General features: G+C 56.2%; 9 protein-coding genes and 1 pseudogene. 6 read left to right on the top strand and 4 right to left on the bottom strand.

Annotated elements, in window-relative coordinates:
- The first annotated feature begins 105 nt into the window (after positions 1 to 105).
- Positions 106 to 6,153 (top strand): S-layer homology domain-containing protein, encoded by a 6,048-nt coding sequence (locus PAE68_RS19355; protein WP_281889667.1) that lies wholly within the window; start codon positions 106 to 108, stop codon positions 6,151 to 6,153.
- 85 nt (positions 6,154 to 6,238) lie between these two features.
- Here the strand turns inward: PAE68_RS19355 and PAE68_RS19350 are convergent, their stop codons facing one another.
- The 4 genes and pseudogenes from PAE68_RS19350 to PAE68_RS19335 form a co-directional block, all read right to left on the bottom strand.
- Entirely contained in the window at positions 6,239 to 7,639 is a 1,401-nt protein-coding gene (locus PAE68_RS19350) for an ABC transporter substrate-binding protein (protein ID WP_281889665.1), read from the bottom strand.
- Between the two features lie 174 nt (positions 7,640 to 7,813).
- A complete protein-coding gene (locus tag PAE68_RS19345; RefSeq protein ID WP_281889663.1) occupies positions 7,814 to 8,635 on the bottom strand; it encodes a carbohydrate ABC transporter permease in 822 nt (273 codons plus the stop codon).
- Complete coding sequence (locus PAE68_RS19340; protein ID WP_281889661.1) at positions 8,632 to 9,594, bottom strand: carbohydrate ABC transporter permease; 963 nt, start codon at positions 9,592 to 9,594, stop codon at positions 8,632 to 8,634. The genes PAE68_RS19345 and PAE68_RS19340 overlap by 4 nt, the downstream gene beginning before the upstream one ends.
- A gap of 203 nt (positions 9,595 to 9,797) precedes the next feature.
- Positions 9,798 to 11,149, bottom strand: a pseudogene (locus PAE68_RS19335) (IS1380 family transposase).
- 366 nt (positions 11,150 to 11,515) lie between these two features.
- Between PAE68_RS19335 and PAE68_RS19330 the strand changes: the two are divergent.
- The 5 genes from PAE68_RS19330 to PAE68_RS19310 all read left to right on the top strand — a co-directional run bounded on the left by PAE68_RS19330 (position 11,516) and on the right by PAE68_RS19310 (position 18,049).
- Positions 11,516 to 13,273 carry a serine/threonine-protein kinase gene (locus tag PAE68_RS19330; protein ID WP_281889660.1) on the top strand — a complete coding sequence of 586 codons (1,758 nt, stop codon included), beginning with the start codon at positions 11,516 to 11,518 and terminating at the stop codon, positions 13,271 to 13,273.
- Between the two features lie 158 nt (positions 13,274 to 13,431).
- Positions 13,432 to 14,343 (top strand): CpaB family protein, encoded by a 912-nt coding sequence (locus PAE68_RS19325; RefSeq protein WP_281889659.1) that lies wholly within the window; start codon positions 13,432 to 13,434, stop codon positions 14,341 to 14,343.
- A complete protein-coding gene (locus PAE68_RS19320; protein ID WP_281889657.1) occupies positions 14,340 to 15,599 on the top strand; it encodes a CpaE/TadZ family protein in 1,260 nt (419 codons plus the stop codon). The genes PAE68_RS19325 and PAE68_RS19320 overlap by 4 nt, the downstream gene beginning before the upstream one ends.
- A gap of 15 nt (positions 15,600 to 15,614) precedes the next feature.
- A complete protein-coding gene (locus PAE68_RS19315; protein ID WP_281889655.1) occupies positions 15,615 to 17,075 on the top strand; it encodes an ATPase, T2SS/T4P/T4SS family in 1,461 nt (486 codons plus the stop codon).
- The gene (locus PAE68_RS19310) at positions 17,051 to 18,049 is read left to right on the top strand and encodes a type II secretion system F family protein (protein ID WP_281889654.1); all 999 of its coding nucleotides are present in this window, start codon (positions 17,051 to 17,053) and stop codon (positions 18,047 to 18,049) included. Before PAE68_RS19315 ends, PAE68_RS19310 begins: the two co-directional genes overlap by 25 nt.
- Positions 18,050 to 18,116 lie beyond the last annotated feature (67 nt).

The raw sequence follows: 18,116 nt of genomic DNA, 5'->3' as shown, positions 1-18,116 counted from the left end.
CGCTAACATCCATTCATTCAAACGTTTGCACAGCGTCAAGTCTGATATCCGCGCAGTCTGCTGCGTTGATATACATACCCCATTATACAGGAGGTCATTCCTAGGATGTCACTATTGCATACTAAGCGAAGTCTGCGCTCCGTGGCGTTACTCACCGCGGTGCTGATGCTTCTGCAGCTGGTGCTCAGCGTGTTCGTCAGTCCGTTCACGCCCGCTGCTAGAGCTGCTGTGTCGGAGCTGACGGATCAGCCGGGCGGCAAGTCGAAGTGGGTCGTCGTCGGCAGCTTCCAGGGCTGGAATAACAGCTCAACTGAGACGCAGATGAAGCATATGGCGGGAGAGTTCTATCAATTCTCACACACACTGGAGCCTGGTAACTACGAGTTCAAGCTCGTGAAGAGCGGAACGTGGGACGGCTTCAGCAACAACGGCGGCAACTTCGCGTTCGACCTGTCGGAACAGACGAAGGTCGATTATTACATTAACGACGAGCTCGGTCAGGCGCGTATCTCGCTTGCGGGCGTCCAAGGTCTGGAGCCATATACGCCGGCTCTTGCGGCTGACAAGCGCCCAAGACTCGTAGGAACGGTACAGACCGTATTCGGCGAAGCGGATTGGAGTCCGCAGGTTGCCCAGCAGTTCTTCGTCGATTACAACTTCAACAATACGGTGTACAAAATCCAGCGCACCTTCCCGGCCGGCAGCTACGCAGCGAAGGTAACGTTCGGCCCGAACTGGGATGAGAACTACGGCACTGCCGATGGTCAGGACGTGAAGCTGGTCACGTTGGACCCTGCGGATGTGACGTTCACGCTTGATTACTCGGCGAATCCACGGGTGCTGACGCACAACTATGTGCCTGTAGAAGGCACGTATGACGGCGACATTCAGAAGGATCAGCTGAAGTTCGACAGCCGCTCGATCACGTACAAGAAGCCGTTCGGCGCGATACCTGCAGGCGGTCAGGAGCTGACACTGCGGATCGGCGCGAAGCGCGATGATGTGCAGACGGCTAAGGTCGAGCTGACCTCACCGGACGGTCTGTCGAGCGCTTACGATATGAAGCGTGTGACGAGCGTAGGCGACACCGATTATTTCGAAGCGACGATTCCAGCCGCTGCCTTCGCAGGCAAGATCGGCGTATGGGGCTATAAGTTCATTCTCGTCGACGGCTTAACGAAGGTCGAGTACGGCGATGACGGCAACCGCGGGGCTACAGGCGCTGTAACAAGCGAAGGGGCGATCCCTTATGACTTGACCGTGTATGCGCCTAGCTTCCAGACACCAGACTGGATGAAGCACGCGGTCGTGTATCAAATATTCCCGGACCGCTTCTTCGACGGCAATGAAGCGAACAACCGGGCGAAGCTGCTCGACGGCTCGCGCGGTGCTGTAACGCCGGAGTATGCGACGACCAAGGGCGGACAGAAGCTGCAGTACATGGATGGCGGTGTAGCGAGCGAGCCAGCGCAGTCTCAAGTATGGGGCGAGTGGAACGCCGTTCCGGAAAATCCGGACCGTACGAATGCAGAGAACAAGCCATATTTCCCAGATGCGAGAACGGACGGGGCGTGGCACAACGAGTTCTATGGCGGTGATATTCAAGGTATTCAGCAGAAGCTTAACTACCTGAAGTCGCTTGGTATCACAGCCGTATACTTGAATCCGGTTGCATGGGCGGCCTCCAGCCACAAGTATGACGCGACCGACTACAATCACCTCGATCCGATGTTCGGTGAGCCGGTGTACAATACGCCGGGAGACCCGACCTCTGGTCTTGATTATGTGAAGACGCGCGAGGCGTCTGACCTGGTGTTCCAGAAGTTCGCCAAGGCGGCTCGTGACGCAGGCATCAAGGTCATTAATGACGGCGTGTTTAACCATGTTGGCGACGATTCGATTTATTTTGACCGATACAGCAAGTTCCCGGAGATTGGCGCTTACGAATATTGGGCGAAGGTGTACGATCTGATGAACGCGACGCCGGGCTTGTCGAAGGAGGATGCCGAGACACAGATTCGTGCTCAGTTCACAAGCCAGATCAATCCGATGACAGGCGTGAACTACAAGTTCCCGGAAGACTTCATGTATATCACCTGGTTTACCGTTGAGAACGTGAAGGTGAAAAACCGCGACGATGACGGTCTGCACTATAAGTACGATGCATGGTGGGGCTACGACTCGCTTCCAGTGATGGACTCGAAGGAGCCGCAGACGTCGTCGACTGAGTATTTACCAGCCGATACGATGGCGCTACCAGGCCAGCATGAGTGGAACAGCACGCACTACCGTGACCACGTTATTGGCTATGACCTGCACGGCAAGACAGATGACGAAGCTGCGCAGCAGATGCAGAAGGTCGCTTCGCAGCGCTGGATGTGGATGGGCTCGTCCGGCTGGCGTCTTGACGTTGCACCTGACGTGTCGACTGGAACATGGGAGAAGTTCCGCGAGGCGGTCAAGTCAGCGAAGGGCCGTACGAATGGAAGTGGTCAGACGATCGAGGACCCGGTTCTGATCGGGGAGGAGTGGGGCGTTGCTACCCATTACTTGCTCGGTGATCAATTCGACTCCGTGATGAACTACCGATTCCGCGGGGCGATTCAGAACTATATGATTTCCGGTAATGCGATGCAGATGCATCAGGCGCTCGAATCGATCCGCGAGGACTATCCGAAGGAAGCTTGGCAGGCGATGATGAACCTGGTCGCATCCCATGATACGGTTCGTTCGATTACAAAGTACGATCATCCAGGCTGGGAGGAAGAGCGTACGGCGATCGCACCTGAGGCTACGGCGAAGGGGATGAAGCAGCAGGCGCTTACAGCGATTTTCCAGATGGGCTATCCGGGGGCGCCTACGATCTACTATGGAGATGAGGTTGCGGTAACCGGTACGAAGGACCCGGATTCCCGCCGTTCGTTCCCTTGGGAGCGCGTCGCGATGAATACAGATGGCAGCTTCAAGGGTAATGGCAAGTACGAGGAGCTGTTCAGCACGTATCAGAAGGCTTCGCACATTCGCAACAACGAAGACGTCTTCCGCACCGGTGAGCTGAAGCTTGCTCATGCAAAGGACGATGTCATTGCCTATGCACGTAAGAACGATACGAAGGGCGCTCTGCTCGTGGTCAACCGCAGTGAGCAGGAGCGAGCTGTAGAGCTGGATGTGGCTGGCTTCTTGCCGAACGGCTTGACGCTGAAGGATCAGCTGCACGGCACGATCGAAGGAACGGTAGCTGGCGGCAAGGTGCTGCTGACGATTCCGGCTGAAGCGGGTCTGATGATGGTGTCGACTGCACAGCTGCAGACGGTTCCGACGGTAACCGATGTTCAGGCAACAGGTCATGACGGCAACGTCGCGCTGACATGGACAGCTGTTGCTGGTGCAGAGAGCTACCAGGTGTACCGCGCGGCAATCGAGGGCGGCGATGTGACGATGGTCGGCACGTCGACTAGCGCGATGTTCAACGACAGCACGGTGACGAACGGCAACAAGTATTACTACGCGGTAACAGCGAAGATCGGCACGGGTGAGAGCTTCCTGAGCGAGATGGCTTCAGCGACGCCAGCCTATGTCATCCAAGACGTAGCGGCACCGTCCGACGTGACGAATGCGGTCTACGCAGGTGTCGGGAAGACGACAGGCAAGATCACGGTAGCCGTGAGCGTATACGGTCTGACCGACAATACGGCGTATGCAGGCAAGGAAGCTCCAGGTCTGCTGACGCGTCTGGCGTACTACAAGGCAGGCACCGACCCGGCGAAGGCGGATGAGACGAAGCTTCGTTATGAGTCCGATTTCGACCGTTCCAAAATATACTGGGCGTCCTTCGAGCCTACCGAGGCTGGTCTGTACTACTACTATGCGAAGGCTTCTACGGATAACGGTGAGCATTATACGCATTCGCCTACCGTAACGGTACAGGTGTATGCCGATGAGAACGACACGACTCCACCTGCTGCGCCGATGCTGTCTGATTTTACAGTAGAGTCGAATCTGGCGAATGTGAAATGGACGGCCTCCGATGATACAGCAGCCGGATATGAGGTGTACCGGAAGTCAGGCACCGATACAAGCTACACGAAGCTGGCTACACTGGCTAAGACGGCAACCAGCTATGTGGACTATGCGGTAAGTAACGGCACTGCCTATACGTACAAGGTGGCAGCCTTCGATATGGCGTACAACCGTTCGTATTCGGATGAAAAGTCAGTCACGCCTAGCCTCGTCATGGTCGACGTGACATTGCGTCTGCATCTGCCGAGTTATACGCCGACGACAGATGATATTTTCCTCGCGGGCAGCACCAATGGCTGGAACGCGAGCGGCACGAAGCTGCATGTGCCGAGCGGTGCGACGAGTCGTAACGTTGTAGAGTACACGTTCAAGATGATGGCTGGCAAGACGATGGAGTATAAGTATACGCGCGGATCCTGGTCGACTGAGGCGTTCGCAAGCCATAGCCGTATTCCAAATGATACAGCTGACTACGGTAATTGGGCATACAGCTCGACCGACACGAACATGAAGCTGACGATCACGAATCAGGGCGATAACAAGATGCTCGTCAACGATTACGTGCTTCGCTGGGTCGATATGCCGATGATGATCTCGATCCCACGCATCTCGTACGGTGAAGATATGACGTTCGAGACGACGGAGGAGAGCATTCGTCTGAAGGCGGTAGTGCCTTATGGCGTAGCGTTCACGATTAATGATGAGCCGATTGCAGCGGGCACAATGGATGCATACGGCCATGTCGATGTGCCGAGCATTCCACTCGCAGCAGGCTTGAATACGTTCAAGCTGCATATCGAGCCGACGGCCCAGACGCTGGCGCTGCCGTGGTACACCGATAAGGGCCGCGCAGGGCAAGCGACGAAGACGATTACGATGAAGGTAACGCGTACGACTGGAGGCACACCGGATAACGGAGGCACACCGGGCGACGGAGAGACACCGGGTGACGGAGATACAGGTGGAAGCTCAGGCGGAACAGGAACACCGACACCAGCGCCTGCTGACACGTCGAAGAAGCGCGTATCGGAGGAGCAGCTGAAGAGCAGCGGGAACAAAGTAACCATACAGCTAGGTGCGCAAGAAAAGACGGTCGCGATTCCAGTTCAAGCTGCGCAAGCGATCGGCACGAAGCCGCTTGAGGTGGTCAGCCAAGGCGTGAAGCTACAGCTTCCATCCGCGCTGCTCAAGAAGCTGCAGGAGCTCGCTCCGAAGGGCAAGGAGGCGGAGTCGACCATTGAGCTGCAGGCCGCACCGGTTGCACAGGAGCAAGCGGCTGCGCTGATCGGCAAGAGCGAGGCGAAGGCTGCTGCTGGGCTGAAGCTTGCGAGCACGGTCTATGGCTTCACACTCTCGGTCGTAGACGATGACGGCAAGGTAACGAAGGCAGAACGCTTCGAAGAGCCGATCACACTCGTATTCGATGTGAACGCAGGCACAGATCAGAAGCTGGCCGGCGTCTACTATATCGATGAGACAGGGAGCCTCGAGTTTGTGCAGGGACGCTGGATTGATGGACAGCTGCATGCAGATGTGTATCACTTCAGTAAGTATGCGGTGCTCGAGTATACCAAATCGTTCACAGACGTGAAGGCTGCCCACTGGGCGGCGCAATCAATCAAGGAGCTTGCAGCGAAGCACGTCATCAACGGTGTAACGTCAACGACGTTCGCACCCGAGCAGTCCGTCACTCGTGCGCAATTCGCGGCAATGCTCGTACGTGCGCTTGGCGAGGATGCAGCTTCGGCTCACGCTCAAGCAAGCTTCGCTGATGTGGATAGCAGCGCTTGGTATGCGCGAGCGGTAGCGAAGGCGTCTGAGCTCGGCCTTGTCAGTGGCAGAGACGCACGCACGTTCGCACCGAACGCGACGATTACCCGCGAAGAGCTGGCGGCGATGATCGTTCGTGCCTATGAGGTGAAGACGGGTAAGCAGGCTGTAACGAACGGTCTTGAGAGCAAGTTCACCGACGCGGCACGCATCAGCAGCTGGGCGGCAGGCTACGTGCATGCCGGCGTACAGCTGTCGCTGCTGCAGGGCAAGTCGGAGGGCGCATTCGACCCACAAGGCTTGGCAACACGCGCAGAGAGTGCACAGGTGCTCGTGAACCTGTTGAACGCAATGACGAAGTAACCGAGTGAATGAGGAACTCCCCGGAACCATGTGGAATGGTGCCGGGGAGTTTTTGTGTACAGCCGAGGAGTCGTGCAATCGTGAATTACTTCGATACGGTCTTGTTGTAGTTGCCGATCTTCGTCGTAATTTCTTTCGCTGCACCTTCAAGTGCAGTCTTCGCATCCTTCTTGCCTGTCAAGATCTCTTCCATCGCGCCCTCAGTCAGCTGACGAGCTTCAGGGAATACGCCCATGACCGCGCCCTGCGTCGCAAGGTTCGCCTTCGTGCTGTGCAGTTGGTCTACCGCTGTCTTGAACTGCGGATACTTCGTCATGTTGTCCTTCACCAGCTGCTCGTCATAAGCCTTCTTCGTGATCGGGAAGTAGCCTGTGTTCACAGACCAGACCGCTTGCTGCTTCGGATCAGCCAGGAACTTGATGAAGTCCCATGCGCCCTGCTGCTCTGCGTCGGAGCGATTGTTCATGATGTACAAGCTCGCGCCGCCGACGATCACGCCGCCTTCTTTAGCGCCAGCTGGCTTCGGCAGGAATGCTGTACCTACCTCGAACTTGCCTTCAGCGGAGTTTACGATGCCGCGGAGGGAAGCTGTCGAGTCAAGCGTCATCGCGATTTGACCTGCAGCGAACGCTTTCTTTGTGTCGTCTGTTTTGCGACCGAGGTTCAGCATCGTCTTGTCGTCGATCATCTGCTTCCACCAAGTCATCGTCTTCACGCCTGGCTCGCTAGCTAGGAGCGACTCGGTAGCCAGCTGTGTACGACCGTTGCCATTGTTCACAAGCTCCGCGCCTTGGTTCGCGAACAGCTGCTCCATGAACCAGCCGTAGATGGCGAACGATGCACCGGCTTTGCCGTCCTTGGTCAGCTTCTTCGCCGCTTCCGCCAGCTCTTCATACGTAGTCGGCGGCTTCTCCGGATCAAGACCTGCATCCTTGAACATGTTCTTGTTGTAGTACAGAATCGGGTTCGACGTGTTGAATGGCATCGAGTACAGCTTGCCGTCGAAGCGGTAGTAGTTCAGAATGTTCTCCTCGAGGGAGGACACATCGTATTTCTCTTTATCGATAAACGTCTGCATCGGAGTAATCGCCTTGGAGTCGATCATGAAGCGGCTACCGATTTCGTATACTTGAATAAGCGCAGGGCCGCTCTTGGAATCCATCGACGCCTTCATCTTGTTCAAGCTCTCATCGTACGTGCCTTGGAAGACAGCTTCAACCTTCACCTTGTCCTGGGAAGCGTTGTAGTCCGTTACGAGCTTGTCTACCGCTTTGCCGAGCTCGCCGCCCATCGAGTGCCACCATACGACCTTGACCGGCTCAGCAGTCTTCGCAGCAGGAGCGTCCTTCTTCTCAGCCTCGGCAGCAGGCTTGTTGTCTGTTGCGTTACCGCTGGATGCTGGTGTTGTACCTCCACATGCTGCAGTTACGGCCATCATCCCGGACAGGACGAGCGGCAAGGCTACTTTCGAATTCAGAAGCTTCATGATTGTTGGTTCTCTCCTTTTAATATAAATATATGTATGATAGAGCGTCAGCTTCGGCAAACAGGGCCGAAGGGAGCGCACTATTTCGATAAGCTAGACGGTACTGCGGAACGGTTCTATCGATTCAGCTCTATCGATTCAGTTCTATCGATTCAGCGTAACCGCCCCATCGAATCAGCCCTTCAATGCACCGGCAGTCATGCCGCCGACAAGCTGCTTCAAGCCGAGCGCGAGCAATAGCAGCGATGGGAGCAGCACAAGGACGACGCCGGCTAACACGAGATTCCATGCGGTCATCTCCTCGAATTGCAGCATGCTGACGCCGATCTGTACGGTGCGACGGTCCTCACTATTCGTGACGAGCAGCGGCCACAGGTACATGTTCCAATGATTCAGGAACGAATAGACGCCGAGCGTCGCAAGTGCTGGCTTAGAGAGCGGTAGTACAAGACCGGCGAAGATGCGCAGGTGGCCGCAGCCGTCGATCTTCGCTGCCTCGAACAGCTCGCGGGGAAGCTGCAGGAACCACTGTCTGAGCAAGAACGTGCCGAAGGCCGAGGCCAAGAACGGAACGATGAGCGCCTTGTACGTGTCGAGCCAGTCCCAGCCCTTGATCGTCAAGTAGTTGGGAATGATCGTCACCTCCCAAGGAATCATCATCGTCGACAGGAATAAGGTGAACAGCAGTGCCTTACCCCCGAAGCGTAAGTATGCGAAGGCGTAAGCGGCAAGGCTGGAGGTCAGCAGCTGCCCGGCCATAATCGCAATCGATACGATGAAGCTGTTCACGATAAACCGTCCAACAGGGATCAGAGCGCCGACCTCAAGGAAGTTTTGCAGATACAGACTGCTTGGTATAAATCTCGGTGGATACGTAATGGATTCTGCCTCGGTCATCATGGCTGCCGTGAACGCGTACAGCAGCGGGTATAAGATAGCAGCAGCGGCTGCGACCAGGATGATATAGCCGACGATGCGCTGAATTCGCACAATCATTGGTAATGCACCTTCCTCTCGAAGAAGCGGAATTGAATAAGTGTTAATAGGAGGATGATGACGAACAGGACGAGCGCTTGGGCGCTGCCGATCCCGAAGTTATAATTCACGAACGCATCGCGGTAAATATTGAATACGATTACGTTGGTGCTGTTCGCAGGACCGCCCTTGGTCAGGATATGGATGGGTCCGAACGATTGGAACGCCCCGATGATCGAGACCACCGCTGTGAAGAAAAGAGTCGGCGAGATCAGCGGCAGCGTAATGCCGAAGAACGTGCGAAGCGGGCCGGAGCCGTCGATCTTCGCGCTGTCGTAGATTTCCTCCGGTACGCCTTGAATTCCGCTTAATAGGACGATGTAGTTGAAGCCAAGATTCATCCAGATCGTCATGATCGAGATCGAGATGAGCGCCCATGCGGGGTCCGTCAGCCATTGTACCGGCTCCATGCCGATACGGGTCAGCATGTAGTTGAGCGTACCGAGCGACGGATGGAATAGCATCATCCAGATGACAGAGCCTGTACCGACCGATATCGCGAGCGGCAGGGAGAAAATGAAGCGAAACGTCTTCATCCCTCTGAGCTTCTGATGCGTGAGTGCAGCGAGCAGCAGCGCTAATGCAATGCCAGTTGGCACTGTAAGGGCGGTGAAGCCCAGCGTGACGCCAAGGCTCTGGTAGAACAGGTCGGAGGCGAACAGCTCCTTGAAGTTGTCGAGACCTGCATAGGCAGCGATTCGGCCGCGCGGATCAGTTAAGTGAAGGCTTAAATAAACCGATTTCACAAGTGGATAAAAAAGAAAGATCGTAAACAGCACAAGGGATGGGGCTAGAAATAAATAGGCGAGTAACGCTTCCTTATGCTTCAAGGAGCGAAGCGATTGCGTGCGAGCTGCACGGCCTTGACGTGCGTTCGCTACGGGACGCTTGAGAGCGGTGTTCGGATCCAGATATGACATGCGGGACCTCCTACTAAACTTGTCAGAACGTTCCTAATTATATAGATCGTGAATCCGTGACAGCCCGCTCGTGACTGTAGGGAAATGGTAAAAGCATCAAGGTAATGAGCATTTCAATTGAACTTCCTCGCGTGGACAAAAAAAGCACATGTTGAAACACGCCTACGCGTGAAGGCGTATACACCCCTATTAAACATTGAGTCTCAAGTGGTTAGGATGGTGAGATACACACGTCGCAACGTTTGAAACCAAGGACTGTGCGTTCCAAATGCGAATTTGACTTGCCTAGCATGTCTTACGAGTCGTGAAGCATGGTAGATCATATTCTGAATGACCGTGCGAATCCGTCTGCGGCCAACATTGTTTCGAATCGGAGAGTCGGGAATCTGCAGACTGAGTTGCCCCATCAAGCGAAGCATATTGTATGCGAACACGCCCGCATGCAATATGAGATTGTTGGTTGCAAACTTGCCAGCGGGCAAGCGTTCCAGATCAAGGTCTGTCTTGATCTCACTGTGGTACTGTTCACTGGTGCCGTGATCGCGATACAGTTCAATGACCCGCCAAGCCGAGCAACGCAAGGAAGTCCAGTACACCTCGACCTCGATCTCAGGAACGAGGAAGATTTGACCTTCACGGCTTATGGTTCGTTCGATGACACGAAACACTTGACGCAGCGGCTCGTCAAATCCTTGTTCACGAATGAGCATCGACCCGATGTATACCTTCTTTCCTTCGCGTTCTTCGCAGCATATGCCCAGATCTTGTGCGAACAAGAGCCACGTCTCCTTTGGATCTCTTCGCAGATTTTTCTTGATGATGTAATCGGCACGAGTTTCTTGAGTGTGACAGACCTTCAGATTCGCCAAGCAGTCGTTGCCTGCATCCATTCGAACAAGGAGCGGACGGTCTGTGACTCGGCGTGCATATTGAATGCTGGCCTTCAAAAATTCATCCGTGTTCTTCTGGCAATGCACGCTGCCCTCACGCAGTTCCACATGGACGCCGTAGCCCTCTTTGCCCAAGTAAGAGAAGATCGGAGCAAAACCATCATGGCCTTTGTAGGTGCGAGATACGCCTTCTTTTTCGTGCGGGAGTTGTCAAAGGGAGACACATCGATATCGAGCGGCAACAACGTAGTCCGTTCCTTCTCGCCCAGGACAAGAAGATCAACACCCGTAAGCGGGGCGGCCACTCGGCGTAACAGGTCCGCCGACTCTTCCAGCACAATATCTTTCCATATCGACGAACCCGCCATATCTAAGCGCTGGCGCAAGGTTGGACTAGATGGAACATCGCGAATGTCAAGACTGATGCTGAACGCATCGTCTTGCCGGAATGGCTCAATATGATCAAAGTCGCTCTTGCCTTGGCAGAGCAGACCCAAGTAGCTTTTCATCACATCAGCATTCGAGATATCTGGATTCGGGTTCTCGGGCAATACCGTTTTATTCAAACGTGCACCGAGATTAGTCTTTGCTAGCAAAGCTCCAATAGCGGTTAACCCGGTATGTGTGGTTAAGTACTCATTAGATTGGACGAATTCGAACTTCAAGCCAATCACCCCATTGGTGAAAGTATTGGATCGTTATAATCCTTTAATTTCGACACAAAATCTTGGATTCCCTCTATTTTTCTCTTGTTTTCATATTCTTTTATCACGGATTCACGTAGATAGCTTGTTAACAAGGATTCAAATACATGTAAATTTATTATGGACATTCTACATAAATTTACAAAATATTGATGTCGTTTCGACATTAAATACGCTTGTTCATTAGAGGTTTTTATGTTAATTTATTAACAAAATCTATACTCTAGTGCGGAAGAACCGCCAGATCAGCGCATATTATGCCTGATTTGGCGGTTTTTTGTTGTCTTACTGCTGAACCATTCAGGAGAGAGAAGAGGGACGAATACGATGCACAATACACCGAATGCTCTACAGACTGGCACACTTGTGGCCGAGCGATATCGGATACTGGCGCCGCTTGGGAGCGGGGGCATGAGTCGGGTATGGCTCGCCGAGGATCTGAAGCTGCGGGGCAAGCGCTGGGCCGTCAAGGAGCTGAATTGGTGCGGTGCCGCAGCAGCAGGGGGTGTGACCACAGAAGAGGAGCACGCTGTATGGAGAAGGCTGATGGCGGCCGAGGCGGAGACGATGAGTCGGCTGTCTCATCCTAGCTTACCGCACATTATCGACGTCGTGCCGAATCATGCTTCCGGACGTCTATATCTCATTATGGATTTCATTGAAGGCGAGACGGTGCAGGCTCGGTTCCAACGGCAAGGCTGTCAGATGGATGTTCATGATGTGATCGACATGGCGCTGCAGTTGTGCGGCTTGCTCGAATATTTGCACAGCATTCAACCCGAGCCAGTCATTCATCGGGACTTGAAGCCTTCCAACCTGATGATTGATGCAGCCGGCAAGGTAAGGCTGATCGACTTCGGGACCGCCCGAAGCTTCAAGGTCGGTAGAGCCAATGACACGGTGAATCTCGGCACGATCGGCTTCGCAGCGCCAGAGCAGTTCGAGGCTGACCGACAGTCGGACCCGCGCACCGATCTATATGGAGTCGGCGCCCTCATGTACTATCTGCTGTGCGGCGGGCTGCACTATCACCCCGCTCGCCCGATGGAGGAAGCGGAGCAGCGTATTCCGCCTGCGCTAAGGCGTATCGTCCAGCGGCTGCTGCGCGCGGACCCGGATGAGCGATTCCGCAGCGCTGCCGAGACGGCAGCCGCGCTCTGTGGCTGCCAAGTGGAGCTGGCGGGCAAGCAGCCTGGGCAGCGCACAGCGCTGACATTCGAGCCGTCGGCCGGGCCCGGCGGCGTCGGCCTAGTGTGGACGCCGCCGCGCATTATAGCGGTAGGCGGGTTGTATAGCGGAGCGGGTGCGACGTTCACGACGCTTGTGCTGGCGCAAGCGCTGGATGCGCTTGAGGTGCCTCACGCCGTCATCGAGCCCCCGGGGCATGACGCGGAGCTTGCGGCGTTGCTGACGGCAAGCCGCAGGTCTTCCTCGCATCGCCGCTCGTATCAGGAGGAGCTGGAGCTGGGAGCTGCAACGATTGGCCATACGTACTGGCAATCGGGGCACACGCTGTGGCTGCCGGCTGCAAGTGATGAGCTGTCAGCGTGGAAGCAGAGGGACGAGGTCACACTGGATACGGCGGGCAGCTGGCTGAAGCTGTTTCACACGTTGCGAAGACCGGTTGTCATTGTGGACATTGGAGCTGATTGGGAGCGGCCGGCGGTGCAAGCGCTGCTGGAGACGGCAACCGATCTGATCTATGTTGCAGATCCGCTCATTCACAAGCTGCAGCAAGCAGCCTGCAGCAGACGGCTGCGACTGCTCTATGAAGGCGGGGGACACCCCGTCCATGCTTCCCGCCGAACGTTCGCGTTCGCGAACAAGTGTGTGTCCGCTGGCGACAAGTGGCTCAAGCTTCTGCCGGAGCCGCCCGCTTGCCAGCTTCCCGCCGTCTCCTTCGATGAGATCGTCGAGGCATGCTGGAAGGGGCAGCTGCCCTCGGAGCATCCGAGAATCCGGGCGGCGACGGGCCCTCTTGTCCAATCGTGGCTGCGCAAGTGGCTACCGACCGATGGGGTAACACCCGAGCGTAGCAGCGGAGCGGTCCTCGTGAAGCGAGCGCTGCGAAGCTGGTTTAGTTAATGACATCAATCATTTGAATGTGAAGGAGGAATACCGCCATGCGCCGTCTTCGATGGAAGCAGCTGCTGCGCAGTCTGCTCAAGGAATTGAAGCTGCCTCAGCGCTATACCTACGCCTAGTCTAGGCTGGAACGAGCTTTGGAAGGAGGAGTTCATGTCTTGTATAAATCGTGGATCGTCGGCTTGATCGGCGTGCTCTTGATGGCGGGCTCAGCCGCAGGCTATTGGTATTTCATGAAGCATACGGAGCTTGCTCTGCATACGGTCGAGACGATCAAGCCGGTGCGGCTTCTGCAGAGCGGAGAGGTGATAGAACCGGGCCTGCTGCAGACGGTCCGCATCGCGCAAGCGGCCCACCATCCGGAGGCCGTTACGAATATGTCGTCGCTCATCGGCTTGACGGTGCAGGTGCCCATATCCGAGCAGGAGGAGCTGTTGCCCTGGAAGCTGACACACAAGCGAATAACGCCGCTGGCCCAGGAGCGGTACTTCAGCTTCAAGACAGATGCGATGATGAACGTGAACAATACGGTCAGACGCGGTGACAGAGTCGATGTATGGGTTGAGCTGGAGCAGCCGAAGTCCATCATCACTCCAGGCGGTGTGCTGACGAGCGTCGGTGCTGTGAAGATCATCGAGCAGCTACCCGTGGCATCGGTGAAAACAGCGGAGGGTCAAGAGCTGACGGACAGCGCAGCCTTAACCGCAATTGTACCGGGCAGCGCCTCTGCAGTAGAGGACGCGCGCGGGCAGCCGAACGGTAAGCCGGAGCTGAATACTTTTCTGATGAATGACGAAGTATACGAAGCCTATGTGCTTGGGACGATCGGCGGCCAAATTAAGCTCGCGCTTCCTGATTACACGGCTCCTGCGTCCGACGCCGCACGTGTGACCGAGCTGTATCTGCAGCTGAAGGAAGCCGAGGCATTCGTCAAAACGAAGTCAGAGGTAAATGTTCGTTCGGACATACCGAGTCAGCACGTGCAGGCGAAGGAGCCACAGGCAGCAGCCGGAGCCGCGACTGACAAGCACACAACATCGAATGCTCACAAGGAGGTGAAGCGACCATGAACATACTGATAGCCCTGCCGCCACAGTTGGAAGACGGGCTGGTGTCCGGTCTACAGGCTGTGTGGCCGATCGGACAAGACCGGCCGGAGTACGTATGCGGAAGAGAGGCTCTCTCGACACGGATCGAGCAGCCATACGAGGCGCTCGTCGTTCATTCGGCGTTATGGAGCGAGCATTATCCATGGGACTGGATGCGGCAGGTGAGACGCCTGCAGCCGATAGCACGCATCGCGGTGGTGCTGGACGCTGAGGTGTACGATTCGTTCATGCTGGAGGCGATCTGCAGGCTGGCGAATTCGCTGTCGATGACGACTGTACCTGCAGGTCTTCATCGACAGCAGTTGGTCGATGCGCTGTATAGCTTCTTGCTCGGCTCGGAGCCGTCATCCCGTCCGCATCAGCTCGGCTTGAAGGCGGCTGGACAGCTCGTTGCGGTCTGGTCGGCCGCCAGTCAGGATGGCGCCACGACGATTGCGATGAGCGCCGCACTGGCTGCCGCAGCTCGAAGCGGGTTGCGCGTAGGCTTATTGGATGGCAATCTGCGCAACCCGGAGCTGCGGGCGCGCTTCGCGCTCCGTTCGCAGGCGGACTCGTCCCTGATGCTTCGCTCCAAGCTGCAGACGCAGCGGCTGCTCCCCGATGAGCTGCGGCAGGCGTGCAGCCGTTATCGCAATCAGCCGGAGCTATATATTTTGCCAGGTTCACCAAGACGAGATACGGCGCTTGACCTGTCACCGGATATGATGGAGCATCTGCTCGCCGTCTCACGCTCGGCCTTCGACCTGACCTTCGTTGATGTGAGCACATGTCCGGATAACGCGGCTACGATCTGCGCTGTGCGTGAGGCGGACCGGAGGCTCTTGGTTACGCAAAATCGATATGCATCCTACCGAACGAGCTGGGGAGAGTGGCATGCCTCCTACTGGGCTTATTGCGGGCTCTCTCCGGCAGATGTGGAGCTGGTCGTGAATCGCTGCTTGCCAGGGGAAAAGCCGGAGCGTGTCGCTCAATATTTAAATATGAAGCTTGCTGCTGCCGTGCCGAATGTTCCCGGAGGTGTCGGAATCACCTCTGCCGACGAAGGCATCCCGCTCTATGGCATGCCGCAGGCCGATAGCTTCGCAGAAGCAATCGACAGACTGGCGATGCAGCTGCTTCCGTCAGCTGTGGATGAACGATTGCAGCTAGACCAGCCTCAAGTCGCTGGGGCGCGTAAGACAGGCTGGCTGACTCGGCTGTCGGCCATGCTCGGCTAGAATGGAGGAATGACGATGCAGGCTGAACAAGCGCAGCATATCGCGCATCCTCCACGCATTCGCTTCGACGCGAGTCGGTATGCCAAGGATTTGGTGCAGGCGGGGACACCGTTCATCCGCAGGCGGAACGGAGGAGGTGGCGGACAGGCAGGTCCGCTCAGCAGCACAAGAGAAGAGCGAAGCATGAGCTTAGCCGACGCTTCGATGCTCATCTATGAGCATTTGACCGAACGGTCGAAGACGGATCAGCCCTTGTACGACGATATCGTCCAAGCCGGACTCGGCGAGCCGCTTGCTCAGCGGCGTATGAAGGCTGTGATCGACATGCTGCTCATTGAATATCGCATTCATGTCGATGCAGGTACGCTCATTCCGTCGCTGACGCCGACGGAGAGCATTTTCGCCGAGACGTGCGGGGCTGGGCTCATTGAGGATCTGTACCGTCTGCCCGATGTCGAGGAGGTGCAGGTGATCGGTCACCATATTTACTTGCTGAAGGGTGGGCAGATGGAGCGTCATGAGCGTGTATTTGCGAGCTGTGAGGCTGTGCTCCGGCTGCAGGACCGGCTCGCGCTGTGCGGGAAGAAGCCGATTAACGAGCGGCATCCGTTCGTGCAGTCGTACATGTGGAATCGGTCCCGTCTCGTGATGACAAGACCGCCCTATTCAGACGTGCCCAGCATTCATATTCGAAACTTCATCGTGAAGGATGTGACACTGGAGCAGCTCGTGGAGCTGGGCACGCTGAATACGCGAATGGCGCAGCTGCTACGGCTGCTCGTTCGTCATCACGCCAGCATACTCATCGGCGGCGGGACGGCGACCGGGAAGACGACGTTTCTGTTCGCGCTGGCGAATGAAATTCCGGAGCACGAGCGTATTCGGACGCTGGAGAAGGAGTTCGAGGTGGCGCTTCGGGAGCGGCTTCGCGGAACGCGCAACATTTTGGCCGTGCGAGAGGTGGAGGATATGAAGCTGACGATGGAGGAGGCATTCAAGCCGCTGCTCGTCATGAGTCCGCACTGGGTCATCGTCGGCGAGGCGAAGGGGGCGGAGGTGTCGCAGATGGTGCAGGGTGCGCTTCGCGGTCACGATATGATGGGGACGATGCATACGAAGTACAGGGAATCGTTCATCAGCGACGTCGTGGACATGATCAAGCAGGACGGACGGCATCACGATACGGCGGATACGATCTGTCGGGTGGCGCGGGCATTCAATATTATCGTGTTCCTGCGGATCGTTCAGGTCGACGGGAAGCCAAGACGCATCGTCACCGAGATTACGGAGCTATATGTGGATCGGGAAGGGGCAGTGCAGATCAAGCCGCTGGTCGAATGGAGCTACATGAAGCAATGCTGGCAGTTCACGGAGCATCGCTTCAGCCATTCCTTGACCGGACATCTGCTCGCGAACGGAGCGCAGGCTGCCGATTTCGAAGAGTTGGGGGTATGGGAACGATGCAGGGAGCTGTAGCGGACGGTCAGCTGTGGCTGAGCCTCATTCGTGCGCTGCTCCTTGCGATGTGGATCGCCGGTACGCTAGGGGTCATCCTGGTGCTGACCAGACACATCAGCTCAAGCTGGACATACCGCAGCCGTCATCCTGCCCTGTACAGGCTGCAGGCTGGAACGGAAGCGAGGCGCGGCTTGCTGAGCAAGGTGCTGAGGCATCTGCAGGACGAGCTGGACCTTGCCGAGCTGAAGGTCAGCCCTGAGCTTGCGCTCGTTGGGATGGTGCTGACGGCGCTCGTTGGCTTCTTCGGCTCGGACGCGGCTCTGCAGATGATGTCCGCTACTGTGCCCGAGGCGTACAGAACTGGCAGTACGCACGTATGGGCGCTCAGTGTGCTGCTTGCCGGCATAGGCGGATCGCTCCCGTACTTCGCGATACGGTTTCGCGTGCAACGCAAGCGGCACCGCATCGCCCTGCGGATGATCGTGCTCGTTCAGAACGTCATTGGCCACTACAGGCCAAGTCTGACGCTGGCAGAGATCATTGCCGGGAGCAGTCAGGCGATGCCCTATGAGGTTCGTGCCGAATGGAGAAGGCTGGAGCTGGCGCTGCACATGAAGTCGATCGAGGAGGCACTGCATGAGTTCGCACGCAGAGTCGATAACGAGTGGGCGCACGATCTGGTCGATCTTCTGCTTATAGGCGCGCATTATGGAGCGGATATGACCGAATCACTGCACCATCTGGTGAGCAAGATGCAGACGTCCAAGCGGCATGAGGACAAGCGTCTGGCCATGATTACCGTCTATCGGATAGGCACGTCGTTCATGGTCGGCTTTGCTCTATTCGTGATCGGGTTCAACGTCTATGCCGATCCGACCAATTACAAGCATTATTTCGCGGAGCCGGGCGGTATAGCCGTGCTTGCTGCCTCGTTTGCTGTCATGTTCGTATCGATGGTGCTAGTCGTGCGAACTGGTCGTAAATCATTTTGAGGAGGTGATGAACAACGTATATAGATGAAGTAAAAGTCGGATGGCCGATGATAGTATTTGCAATAGC

Origin of the sequence: Paenibacillus sp. YYML68 (assembly GCF_027923405.1) — a bacterium.
Lineage (GTDB): Bacteria > Bacillota > Bacilli > Paenibacillales > NBRC-103111 > Paenibacillus_G.
Note: the sequence above shows the minus strand (reverse complement) of the source record. Positions and strands in the feature narration are given on the sequence as shown.

What these genes read in the sequence shown, in the direction of transcription:
- PAE68_RS19310 (WP_281889654.1), top strand. Translation starts at nt 17,051, where the DNA reads ATGGGAACGATGCAGGGAGCTGTAGCGGACGGTCAGCTGTGGCTGAGC.
- PAE68_RS19350 (WP_281889665.1), bottom strand. Translation starts at nt 7,639, where the DNA reads ATGAAGCTTCTGAATTCGAAAGTAGCCTTGCCGCTCGTCCTGTCCGGG.
- PAE68_RS19320 (WP_281889657.1), top strand. Translation starts at nt 14,340, where the DNA reads ATGAACATACTGATAGCCCTGCCGCCACAGTTGGAAGACGGGCTGGTG.
- PAE68_RS19330 (WP_281889660.1), top strand. Translation starts at nt 11,516, where the DNA reads ATGCACAATACACCGAATGCTCTACAGACTGGCACACTTGTGGCCGAG.
- PAE68_RS19315 (WP_281889655.1), top strand. Translation starts at nt 15,615, where the DNA reads ATGCAGGCTGAACAAGCGCAGCATATCGCGCATCCTCCACGCATTCGC.
- PAE68_RS19355 (WP_281889667.1), top strand. Translation starts at nt 106, where the DNA reads ATGTCACTATTGCATACTAAGCGAAGTCTGCGCTCCGTGGCGTTACTC.
- PAE68_RS19340 (WP_281889661.1), bottom strand. Translation starts at nt 9,594, where the DNA reads ATGTCATATCTGGATCCGAACACCGCTCTCAAGCGTCCCGTAGCGAAC.
- PAE68_RS19345 (WP_281889663.1), bottom strand. Translation starts at nt 8,635, where the DNA reads ATGATTGTGCGAATTCAGCGCATCGTCGGCTATATCATCCTGGTCGCA.